Origin of the sequence: Mesorhizobium sp. (genome assembly GCF_004962925.1) — a bacterium.
In the GTDB taxonomy this organism is placed as follows: Bacteria; Pseudomonadota; Alphaproteobacteria; order Rhizobiales; family Rhizobiaceae; genus Mesorhizobium.
This window is the reverse complement of the sequence record NZ_SUEO01000143.1, coordinates 6119-16812: the sequence shown is the minus strand read 5'-3', so window position 1 is coordinate 16812 and position 10694 is coordinate 6119. Positions and strand designations below refer to the sequence as shown.

Below are 10694 nucleotides of genomic sequence, written 5' to 3'. Positions count from 1 at the left end.
GCCGCGCCCAAAGGCCAGCGCATCGTTTCTATCCTGCTGCTCGAGGATCTGGCGATCGTGCCGCTGCTGGCCCTGATCGCCTTTCTGGCACCGGGCGGCGCCGATATGAGCTTGACGCAGCGCCTGACGGAGGTGGGCATCGGCCTTGCCGCCATCCTCGGGCTGGTGCTGGCCGGGCGTTTCCTCCTCAATCCGTTCTTCCGCATCCTGGCGGATGCCCGCGCCCGCGAGGTGATGACCGCTGCCGCTCTTCTGGTCGTTCTGGGGTCGGCGCTTGTCATGCAGCTCAGCGGCCTGTCAATGGCGATGGGGGCTTTCCTGGCTGGCGTGCTGTTGTCGGAATCCACCTTCCGCCATCAACTGGAGGCCGACATCGAACCGTTCCGCGGCGTGCTGCTCGGGCTGTTCTTCCTTGCGGTCGGCATGTCGCTCGACCTACGTGTGGTCGCCGATAACTGGCGGATTGTCGCCGTCTACGTCGTCGCCTACATGGTGATAAAGGGGATAGGCATCTATCTCGTCGCCCGCATCCTCAAGACCGGTCACCGGGAAGCGATCGAGCGTGCCGTCTTCATGGCGCAAGGCGGCGAATTCGCCTTCGTTCTCTATTCCGCCGCCGCGACCGTCGGCATCATCGACAGCCAGGCTAACGCGACCCTGACGGCGATTGTCATCATCTCCATGGTGCTGACACCGCTGGCCACCTTGGCGTTGCGGTATTTGACGCCGCGCGACGAGCAGTCGCTCGAGGGCGTCGACATCGCCGACGGCCTTACCGGCAGCGTGCTGATCATCGGCTTCGGCCGCTTCGGCCAGATCGCCAGCCAACCGCTGCTGTTGCGCGGGATCGATGTGTCGATCATCGACAATGAGGTCGAGATGATCCAGGCGGCGGCCGATTTCGGTTTCAAGGTCTATTATGGCGACGGCACGCGGCTGGACATTCTGCGCGCCGCAGGCGCCGGCCGCGCGCGCGCCGTGTTGATCTGCGTCGACAAGCCCGATGTCGCCGTCCGCATCGCAGAGCTCATCACGGCAGAGTTTCCCCTGCTGACCGTGCTGGCACGAGCCTTCGACCGCGGAACAGCACTGCAGTTGATACGTGCCGGCGTCGATTTCCAAATTCGCGAAACCTTCGAATCAGCGCTTGTCTTCGGCGGCTCCACACTGGAGGCGCTGGGCGTCGACCCGGCGGAAGTCGCCGAGGTGATCGAGGATGTCCGCCACCGCGATGCCGCGCGTTTCGAGTTGCAGCTCGCCGAAGGCGTTCGCGCCGGAGCGCGCTTCCTCAAGGGCAATATCGGCACGCCCATTCCGACCCCGCTCAGCCAGCCGCGCCGCACCGGTCAGGCGCTTAATGAAGAGACCGCCGGCGTTCTGCACAAATCCGAGCCTGCGGACTAAACACGTGGAGCAAATAGATGACCGAACCGGACGAGCGCGCGCTTTCCGTCACCAAATTCTGGCGTGACGCCGGGAAGGATGCATGGTTCGAGAAGCATGACGGCTTCGATGCGGAGTTCCGCAACCGGTTTCTCGATCTGCATTACGCCGCCGCGCGGCGCGAATGTGACGACTGGTCTGAGCAAGCCGAAGGCTCACTGGCGCTGATGATCCTGCTCGATCAGTTCCCGCGAAACTGCTTTCGTGGCACCGGCCATATGTATGCCACCGATCCGCTGGCACGGCATTTTGCCGAAAAGGCGATCGCCGCCGGCCAGGATCTGGCGCTCGACGAAGACCTGCGCGCCTTCCTCTATTTGCCGTATGAGCATTCGGAGCATCTCGCCGACCAGCTCAAATCGATGGACCTCTTTACCGCCAAAGCTCAATCCTATCTGAAATATGCGATCGAGCACCTTGAGATCATTCAGCGCTTCGGCCGCTTTCCGCATCGAAACAGGATGCTTGGCCGCGAGACGACGCCGGAAGAACAGGTCTTCCTCGACGTCGGCGGATTTTCCGGCTGAGCTCAGTGCATCGGACCCAAAAGTGGTTACCGGTTTTGGGTCCGATGCTTTAGGCCAGCCACCAATCCCGGCCAGACGGCAATTGCTCGATGCCGGCGCTGTCGAGAGCGGCAAGCCGCTCCTGTACGCTTCTGCCGCCGACGGTGAGGCCAGGCGCGATCTCGGCCAGCGGTGCCAGAACGAAGGCGCGCTCCAGCATACGCGGATGCGGCACTTCCAGCCCGGTTTCGTGGATGATCCGATCGCTGAACACCAGAATGTCGACGTCGATCAGGCGTGGACCCCAGCGCTCCTCGCGCACCCGTTTCAGTCTGCGCTCAACGTCGAGACAGAGATCGAGCAATGCATGTGGTGCGAGCGCAGTCGAAATTTCGGCAGCCGTATTGAGAAAATCCGGTTGGTCGAGCTTGCCCCAGGGTGGCGTGCGGTAAAGCGAGGAAACGACGACGACGCGCGTATTCTCGTCGGCATCCAGCATGCGCAGCGCCGCGCCCATCGACCTTGCCGGGTCGCCGATATTGCCGCCAAGGCTGAGATAGACAGTGTTATTCGGGCCAGACAACGGTCACCTCGACATGATCGAGCACCCCGGGAACCGGCGCGTTCGGCTTGCGCACAGTGATCTCGGCCTTTTTGATCTGGGGAAACCGGGCCGTCAGCGCCCGCGCCACCTCCAACGCCAGCGCTTCTATCAGAAAACGCCTCTCCCCGGTTATGATCCTTTCGATCACCCCGAAGGCGATACCATAGTGGACGGTATCCTCGATGGAATCATCGACCAGAGCGCGGCCGGGCTCGACGGTGAGCGCAGCGTCGACATAGAAGCGCTGGCCGAGCGTCTCCTCCTCATCCAGCACGCCGTGCCGGGCGAAGAAGGCGCAGTTCTTCATGCGGATGACATACATCGCTCAGCGTCCCGCTCGATTAGAGCGACGCGCGTCCACTTGGATGCACAAAACGACGCTCTAACGCTTTAAATCTACGCATCGCGCCGAAAATCGATTCCGATTTTCGCGCCTATGCGGTGGTTTCACGCGCCAGCATAGCATCCGCAAGCGCCAACGCATCCACATTGATTGCGACATCGTGGACGCGAAATAGCTGCGCGCCCTTGAGTCTCAGGATGACGCTCGTCGCCGCTGTTCCGGCGCCCCTGGCCGAAGCGTCGCGGCCGGTGACGGCGCCGATGAAGCGCTTTCGCGATGTGCCCGCCATCAGCGGAAAGCCCAACGCATCGAGTTCGGAAAACCGTGCCATCAGGTCGAGATTTTCCTCCGTTGTTTCCTTGGCAAAGCCAAAGCCCGGATCGAGCACGATCTGGTCGTCGGCAACGCCGCTTCGCCGGGCGATTTCCAATGATTTCCTGAGGAAGAAAAACTGATCCTCGATCACGTCGGGCAGTTTTTGCCTGTCACGCCCGGTGTGCATAACGATAAGCCCGGCGCCGGTCTCGGCCGCGACCCGCGCTATATCAGGTTCGCGCTGCAGGCCCCAGACATCGTTGACGATGTGCGCGCCGGCGGCGACGGCAAGCCGGGCGGTGTCCTCGCGATAGGTGTCGACCGAAATCAGCGCGTTGCCAAGCCTGGCCAGCGCCTCGATGACTGGCAGCACGCGGGCCTGCTCTTCCTCGATGGTTACCGGAGATGCGCCGGGGCGTGTCGATTCCCCACCGACGTCAATGACCGAGGCTCCCTCTTCCATCATGCGGCGCGCCTGCGCCATCGCCTGTTCGGGCGCAACGAACAGCCCTCCGTCGGAAAAACTATCCGGCGTGACATTGAGGATACCGACGACCACGGCCTTGCTGCCAAGGTCGAGATGGCGCCCATGCGCAAGCTGCCATCGCCCTGTCGTCATTGTCCATCAACCATGTATGATCCGCCAAAGATCAATTCCGTTGCGCCGGCAACGGCCGTAACGCAAGGTGGGCAAAGAGGCAACATGATGAAACGATCCTTGCTTTGCGCCCTGATGCTGGCTTTTTCCGCCTTGCCGGCGGGCACGGCGAGCCTAGTAAAGACATACAGCTACTTCAGCATCGGCGGCAGAACCCTCGATGACATCGGAACCCAGCTTACGAAACTCGGGCCCCGGGTGAAAAGCACCGGGATGCGGCATCCAGGCGCCACGCAGATGGCGTTCACCACCCGCGTCAGCTATGCGGAAAAATCTAATTCCTGCCGGATTGCCGACGCCGACGTCACCGTCAAGGTCAAGGTGATCCTCCCCGAGTGGCGCCGCTCGCGCAAGGCTGATGCGGGCGTAAGGCTGTTCTGGGATACATTGTCGGCCGACATCAAGCGCCATGAGGACCGCCATGTCGAGATCGCCAAGAACCATGCGCGCGAACTCGAGGATGCGCTGAAGGCGACCTACCCACGAAAGAATTGCCAGGAGGCCAAGGCCAAGGCCGCGGAGATCGCCGCCGCTATTCTTGCCAAGCACGACCGGGCCCAGGTGCAATTCGATCGCGTCGAAACCATCAATTTCGAAAGCCGCATCCTGCGGCTGCTGCGCTATCGCATGGAGCGCATCGAGAACGGTCGGCTGCCGGGTTAGCTCAGGCCAGATGGTAACGATTTAGGCACCGGCAGGGCTGTCGCCTCGACACATCAGGGATCGCCTGCTATTGCCACGCCGCTGTTATACGAAACGCATGCCGGCCGGCGATCCCGCCTGGCGGGATTCGAAGCCCCGTTGCCCCAACGAGGTCCACAGCCCAATTCAGAGGGTTTCCGGCCTGTCGCCGTCACCGGCGCTTAGACGGACGGCTTCGGCTCTTCCTCTGGAAACAGTGTCGCCAGCAGGCGGACGGAGTGGATCGATGGACAAAGCTGTCAGCGAAGCGGCCACGGCGCCGATAGAGGCGTCGCCGCTGACGGAAAGTGAAAAGAACGCCATCATCGGCGGCGTGCTGCTGTCGATGCTGCTGGCGGCGCTCGACCAGACCATCGTCGCGCCGGCAATGCCGACCATCGCGCATTTGCTTGGGCATGCCGAATATCTGCCGTGGATCGTGACCGGCTACCTCCTAACCGCGACCGCCACGGCGCCGCTCTACGGCAAGATCTCCGACGTCTACGGCCGCCGGCCGACCGTCTATGCGGCAATCCTCATCTTTCTCGCCGGATCGCTTGTCAGCGCCATGGCCCCCAACATGCTCGTCCTGGTTGTTGGACGAGCGATCCAGGGCGCCGGCGGTGGCGGCCTGTTCGCCCTGACGCAAACCGTGATCGGCGACCTCGTTCCACCGCGCGAACGGGCACGTTACGCGGCCTGGATCGCAGGCACATGGGCGGTTGCCAGCATCGCCGGGCCGCTGCTCGGCGGCACCTTCGCCGAACATCTGCACTGGTCGCTGATCTTCTGGATCAACATCCCGCTCGGCCTCCTGGCCATGGCGATCATCAACAAGCCGCTCAAGAAGCTGCCGGTCGCCGCAAAGCATCACCGCATCGACGGCCTCGGCGCGCTGCTTCTTGTCGTGGCCACCGCGCTATTGCTTCTTGCACTGAATTGGGGCGGCAGCGCCTACCCCTGGACGTCGCGCGAAATCCTCGGGCTGCTCGCCTGCTCGGCGGTCTTTGGCGGCGCGTTTGCGCTGCGGCTCATATGCGCCGCCGAGCCGCTGATCTCGCTCGAAGTGCTCGGCAATCCGATCGTGCTTGCCGGCACGCTTTCAATGTTCCTGCTGCAGGCCGCTAATGTCGGCCTGGCGGTCTACCTGCCCGTCTATCTGCAGTCGATCCTTGGTCTCTCGGTCAGCAATTCGGGCATCGCGGTGCTCGGGCTGTTGCTCGGCACCGTCGCCGGCGCGACATTCAGCGGCCGCATGATACCGCGCTTCGTCCATTACAAGCGCATCGCGGTGGCAGGAACGATCTTCGCTATTGGCTGCCTCGGCCTGCTCAGCCTTGTTGCCGGACATGCCTCGCTGGCGGTTGTCGAGGTTCTGACGACCTGCATAGGCCTGGGTGCCGGGACGACGTTTCCGGTTGTCACCATTGCGGTCCAGAACGCCGTCGACCGCCCGCATCTTGGTGTCGCGACCGGCGTGCTGGCCTTCCTTCGCTCGCTGGGCAGCGCGCTTGGCGTCGCCATGCTCGGCGCGGTCGCCCTCGGCTACGGCCTGCCGTTGGCCAGCGAAGGCGCGCAGGCGGCCGGCCATACCGCATCGGCCACACCGTTCGTGATGATCTTTCTTGCCGCTGCGGCGACGCTGCTCGTATCGCTAGTCACGCTCGGCCTGATGCCGGAGAAGCCGCTGCGCGGCCATGCCGAGACTGCGGCGTCGATTCTCGTGGAGTAAGAGCGGAGCGCCTAGCCGGCGACGCCGAGCTTCTTCTGCAGGCTGGTCGACGAGGTCGTATACTGGAATACGATGCGCTCGCCGGGGCTGACGATGCGCTTGGCTGCCTGCGCCATCAGGGCGACCTCATGGAAGCCCGACAGGATCAGCTTCAGCTTGCCGGGGTACCAGTTGATGTCGCCGACGGCAAAGATGCCCGGTACCGACGTCTGGAATTTCTCGGTGTCGACCGGGACCATGTTCTCATGAAGATTGAGCCCCCACTCGGCGATAGGCCCGAGCTTCATGGTCAGGCCGAAGAACGGCAGCATGCGTGTGCACGGCACCTCGGTGTCACCGTCCGGTCCCTTGATGGTCGCGGAGGAAAGTTGGCCGTCCGTGCCGGTCAGTCCCGTCACCTGCCCGACCTGGAAATCCAGTTCCTTCATCTCCTGCATGGCGTACATCTTGTTGACGCTGTCGGGCGCTGCACGGAACTCCGGCCGCCGGTGGACCAGCGTCACGCTCTTGGCCACCGGCTGCAGGTTCAGCGTCCAGTCGAGCGCCGAATCGCCGCCGCCGACGATGACGAGGTCATGGCCGCGAAATTCCTCCATTCGGCGAACCGAGTAGAAGACGCTCTTGCCTTCATAAGGCTCGATGCCAGGGATCGGCGGCCGCTTCGGCTGGAACGAGCCGCCGCCGGCAGCGATAACCACAACCTTGGCTTCAAACACCTCGTTCTCGTCGGTGATGACGCGAAAGCTGCCGTCCTCGAGCTTTTCAAGACTTGAGACCATGCGGTTAAAGGTGAAGTCGGGCTTGAACGGCGCGATCTGCTCAAGCAGCTTGTCGACCAGGCCCTGCGCCGAGATCGATGGCCAGCCGGGAATATCGTAGATCGGCTTTTCTGGATAGAGTTCGGCGCATTGCCCGCCGGGCCGGTCGAGTATGTCGATCAGATGGCATTTCATATCGAAGAGGCCGAGCTCGAACACGGCGAACAGGCCGACAGGCCCTGCCCCGACAATCAATACGTCCGTCCTGGTAGTATCGGTCATGAATGCGCCTTCGATGCGCAGGGCCTTGAAAATCGGAATCGATTTTCGCTGGGGATCATGCGCCAATCACAGTGCTACAGCGTCCTTTGCGCGTCCAAGCGGGCGCATGGCACTGTAGAGAACGGCGCGACACTGCATGACCATTGGCCCGCTGCCAAGCCGGGGCCGGAAAAATCGGCTATAAACCCCGCGCTTCAGCCTTCACTCAGCCTTGGCGCGCGGGCACGCGCACAACCAGGCCGTCGAGAGCGTCGCGCACCTTGATTTGGCAGGAGAGCCGCGAGTTCGGCTGGACGTCGTAGGCGAAGTCCAGCATGTCCTCTTCCATCGCCTCCGGCTCGCCGACCTCTGCCGTCCATGCCTCGTCGACATAGACATGGCAGGTCGCGCAGGCGCAGGCGCCACCACATTCGGCCTCGATCCCCGGCACGGCGTTGCGGATCGCGTTTTCCATGACGGTCGAGCCGTTTTCGGCATCCACGTCAAAATGTGTGCCGTCATGGGCGATGAAGGTCAGCTTGGTCATTTGTCACCTGAAGGGAGTCTCAGCCGAGATAATCACTCCGGCAGACAAGTCAACTGCCGCGCAAAAGCGGCGCTCTATGCCGTTTTTTTCGGAAATGGGTTTAACGGCTGATGGCGGCGACGAAATCGCGAACTTCTTCGATCAGGGAGCCAAGCCGCTTAAGGGTGTTGGTATCTTCAGGCTGAAGTTCGATCGCGCTAGCGCAATCGGCAATGGGGAAGGCGCCGATGCCACGCGCCGAGCCCTTCAGCCCGTGCGCCAGAAGCAGTCGTTGCCTCACATCGGCGTCGACGATCTTGTCGCGAACGGACAGCGCCTGCTGCACGAACAGCGCCAGCACCTCCTGCTCGAGGCTGCGGTCGCCCATCGTCTGGCGCGCGAGATGCGCCAGGTCCACCGGCCGCGACCCGGCCGTTCCCGACACGTCGCCGCCGGGCATCGAGAAGGCAATGCCGTTTTCGCCACGCATGAATCTGCAACTCCGTTGTTCGACTGCCGCAAAAAAATAGGCGCATCCTGTGGACGACGGGTTAATGATTGGCCCGGAAAAATGTTGCGATAACGGCGCCGGAATCACAGTTTTGTTAACCTTATATTTAAAGTTTTACGTATCGCACCGAATGCATGTTTTCTTTACCCCGGTGTGTCATTACGATACGACAGGTCCATTTTCAGCCTCTTGCGTGGGACACGACAAGCAGAATCAATAAGTCCCGCGGCAGCTTGTACAGGGTAGCGAAGGCATGGCGAAGAAAACAACGACGACAAGAACGCTCGACAGCGACGTAGCCAGGGAACTCGAAAAAGCACTTGATATCGATCTGAGCGGGGATGCCGGCGGCGACCTCGACATCGCGGCATCGATGGAGGATCTGGAAGCGCAGATATCGCAGGCTGCCGACGAGTTGGCACGCGAAGGCCGCAACCAGAATGCCGAGCCTGTCGCCAACCAAGGCCAGAATGCCGAGCTTGTCGCCAACCAGAGCCAGAAGGCGGAGCCTGCCGCCAACCAGGATCAGAAAGCCCAGGACCAGAAAGCACAGCCTGCGGCAAAGGCCAAGCCGGCTGAACTGCGCCCTGTGGAAACGCGCAACGGCCCGCAGCCGGCGGGTTTCACGCCAGCCAATGACCCTCGTCAAAAAGATTACAAAACGCTGCTGCACACCCTCAATCGGCGTGCCTCGAACACGATCTACTGGGTCGTGGCGCTCGTTTCGCTCGCCTGGATCGCAGGCGCCGGTGCATTGGCCAATCTGCTGTTTGGACCAGGCATTTGGCAAATCCGCACGCCCGACCAGTTTTTCGCCCGTCCTGAACTGATCGGCCTGGCGGCCGCTGCGATCCTGCCCGTCCTCCTGTTCTGGGCGTTTGCAGCCATGATTCGCCGCGCCCAGGAAATGCGCATCGCCGCTCAGTCGATGACGGAAGTGGCCTTCCGCCTGACCGAGCCGGAAAATATCGCCCAGGATCGCGTCATGATGATCGGGCAGGCCGTTCGCCGCGAGGTGGCGGCCATGGGTGAAGGCATCGAGCGCACGCTTGCGCGAGCCGTCGAACTCGAAACCCTGGTCCACAGCGAGGTGAACCAGATCGAACGCTCCTACTCGGAGAATGAATCCCGCATCCGCTCGCTTGTCGACGGGCTGGGCAGCGAGCGCGAAGCGGTGGTCACCCACGCCGAACGCGTGCGCGCCTCGATCACCGGCGCGCATGAGACGCTGAAGGACGAGATCGGGGCTGCCAGCGACATCATTCGCGACAGCATTCTCAACGCCTCGACCAACCTGTCGATGACCATCACCAATTCCGGCGACACGCTGATCGACAGGATCAACCAGAGCTCGATGTCGATCTTCGATTCGGTGGAAGGCCGGCTCGAATCGATCACGGACCGCCTGTCGACCTCCGGCGAAGCCTTCGCCAGCCTTCTCGATACGCGCATCGCCAAGCTGACGGACACGACCGACGGCCTCACCCGGTCGCTGACCGATCTGCTCGACGATCGGACCTCCGGCATGGTGTCGCTGCTCGGCGGCGCCGCGCGCACGCTCAACTCCGAATTTGAAGCCAGCCTTAACGGCATCGAGCGGACGCTGGCCGAACGCGGCCAGACGCTGATTAGTGAGTTCCAGACCCGCGCCGAAGCGCTGGACACCGGCACCCAGAAGCTCAACGCCGCGCTCGAGGCCCGCGCACGCCAGATCAACGAGACCCTGGTCGAGCGCGCGCGCGAAATCGCCCACACCTTCCAGGAAAGCAAGGAGACGCTGTCGGCGATGATCGATCAGGGCAAGACCCAGATCGGCGCCGACATGGCCGACATCGTTTCGTCGACCTCGTCCATGCTTGAAGCACGCGCCGGCGATTTCGCCGGGCGCATGGAAGCGGCCCGTCATGTGGCGGCTTGCCGATGCCCGTGTCGGCATCGAGGAAGCCGTCGAGAACCACAGCCGCAAGCTTTCCGAGAGCCGCGAACGCATGGCAGCGGCAATGCACGACGATCTGGCGAAATTCGCCGAAAGCCGCGCCGGCATCGACGCGGCCGTCACCGACCAGGTGCAGAAGCTTGCCGAAGGCCGCAGCCTGATCTCGCGCGCGCTGGAAGAGGATCTGCGCAAGGTCAACGAATCGCGCGCCACCATCGATGCTTCGCTCGGCAGCCATCTCGAAAGGCTCGAAGAGGGCCGCAACAGGCTTTCACAGGCCCTGAACGAAGACTCCGGAAAACTTGTACAAGCCCGCACGATCATTGACGAAATGGTTGCCGGGCATGTTGGAAAGCTGGCCGAAGGCCGCAGTATTCTTTCACGCGCTCTCGAGGCCGATCTCGGCAAGCTGGCCGACAG

Annotated in this window: 10 protein-coding genes and 1 pseudogene; 5 read left to right on the top strand and 6 right to left on the bottom strand. The window is 62.6% G+C overall.

What is annotated here, in order from left to right; translation table 11 throughout:
• Positions 1 to 1404: cation:proton antiporter (locus E5W87_RS24205; RefSeq protein WP_292403232.1), on the top strand; the 1404-nt coding region annotated here is incomplete at its 5' end.
• A gap of 17 nt (positions 1405 to 1421) precedes the next feature.
• On the top strand, positions 1422 to 1970 hold the full coding sequence (locus E5W87_RS24200) for a DUF924 family protein (protein WP_292403229.1): 549 nt from the start codon (positions 1422 to 1424) through the stop codon (positions 1968 to 1970).
• Positions 1971 to 2019: 49 nt separating this feature from the next.
• Here the strand turns inward: E5W87_RS24200 and folK are convergent, their stop codons facing one another.
• From folK to folP, 3 genes are all read right to left on the bottom strand, one after another.
• Positions 2020 to 2532 carry a 2-amino-4-hydroxy-6-hydroxymethyldihydropteridine diphosphokinase gene (gene folK / locus E5W87_RS24195; protein WP_292403227.1) on the bottom strand — a complete coding sequence of 171 codons (513 nt, stop codon included), beginning with the start codon at positions 2530 to 2532 and terminating at the stop codon, positions 2020 to 2022.
• Positions 2516 to 2875 carry a dihydroneopterin aldolase gene (folB, locus tag E5W87_RS24190; protein ID WP_095485333.1) on the bottom strand — a complete coding sequence of 120 codons (360 nt, stop codon included), beginning with the start codon at positions 2873 to 2875 and terminating at the stop codon, positions 2516 to 2518. The genes folK and folB overlap by 17 nt, the downstream gene beginning before the upstream one ends.
• A gap of 112 nt (positions 2876 to 2987) precedes the next feature.
• Complete coding sequence (gene folP / locus E5W87_RS24185; RefSeq protein WP_292403224.1) at positions 2988 to 3830, bottom strand: dihydropteroate synthase; 843 nt, start codon at positions 3828 to 3830, stop codon at positions 2988 to 2990.
• An 84-nt stretch (positions 3831 to 3914) separates the two neighbouring features.
• Between folP and E5W87_RS24180 the strand changes: the two genes are divergently transcribed.
• Entirely contained in the window at positions 3915 to 4532 is a 618-nt protein-coding gene (locus tag E5W87_RS24180; protein ID WP_292403222.1) for a DUF922 domain-containing Zn-dependent protease, read from the top strand.
• Positions 4533 to 4797: 265 nt separating this feature from the next.
• Entirely contained in the window at positions 4798 to 6282 is a 1485-nt protein-coding gene (locus tag E5W87_RS24175) for an MDR family MFS transporter (RefSeq protein WP_292403220.1), read from the top strand.
• 11 nt (positions 6283 to 6293) lie between these two features.
• Here the strand turns inward: E5W87_RS24175 and E5W87_RS24170 are convergent, their stop codons facing one another.
• The 3 genes from E5W87_RS24170 to E5W87_RS24160 all read right to left on the bottom strand — a co-directional run bounded on the left by E5W87_RS24170 (position 6294) and on the right by E5W87_RS24160 (position 8317).
• Positions 6294 to 7322, bottom strand: a complete 1029-nt coding sequence (locus E5W87_RS24170) for an NAD(P)/FAD-dependent oxidoreductase (RefSeq protein ID WP_292403217.1) — start codon at positions 7320 to 7322, stop codon at positions 6294 to 6296.
• Positions 7323 to 7527: 205 nt separating this feature from the next.
• Complete coding sequence (locus E5W87_RS24165; protein ID WP_006334837.1) at positions 7528 to 7848, bottom strand: 2Fe-2S iron-sulfur cluster-binding protein; 321 nt, start codon at positions 7846 to 7848, stop codon at positions 7528 to 7530.
• A 100-nt stretch (positions 7849 to 7948) separates the two neighbouring features.
• Positions 7949 to 8317, bottom strand: a complete 369-nt coding sequence (locus E5W87_RS24160) for an Hpt domain-containing protein (protein WP_292403214.1) — start codon at positions 8315 to 8317, stop codon at positions 7949 to 7951.
• Between the two features lie 274 nt (positions 8318 to 8591).
• On the opposite strand from E5W87_RS24160, the pseudogene E5W87_RS24155 reads away from it, so the two are divergent.
• Positions 8592 to 10694, top strand: a pseudogene (locus E5W87_RS24155) (kinesin); the annotation flags it as partial.

Bases quoted from the DNA above. Each gene is read 5' to 3' on its own strand.
- E5W87_RS24200 (WP_292403229.1), top strand. From the start codon at position 1,422: ATGACCGAACCGGACGAGCGCGCGCTTTCCGTCACCAAATTCTGGCGT.
- folB (WP_095485333.1), bottom strand. From the start codon at position 2,875: ATGTATGTCATCCGCATGAAGAACTGCGCCTTCTTCGCCCGGCACGGC.
- folP (WP_292403224.1), bottom strand. From the start codon at position 3,830: ATGACGACAGGGCGATGGCAGCTTGCGCATGGGCGCCATCTCGACCTT.
- E5W87_RS24180 (WP_292403222.1), top strand. From the start codon at position 3,915: ATGATGAAACGATCCTTGCTTTGCGCCCTGATGCTGGCTTTTTCCGCC.
- E5W87_RS24175 (WP_292403220.1), top strand. From the start codon at position 4,798: ATGGACAAAGCTGTCAGCGAAGCGGCCACGGCGCCGATAGAGGCGTCG.
- E5W87_RS24170 (WP_292403217.1), bottom strand. From the start codon at position 7,322: ATGACCGATACTACCAGGACGGACGTATTGATTGTCGGGGCAGGGCCT.
- E5W87_RS24165 (WP_006334837.1), bottom strand. From the start codon at position 7,848: ATGACCAAGCTGACCTTCATCGCCCATGACGGCACACATTTTGACGTG.
- E5W87_RS24160 (WP_292403214.1), bottom strand. From the start codon at position 8,317: ATGCGTGGCGAAAACGGCATTGCCTTCTCGATGCCCGGCGGCGACGTG.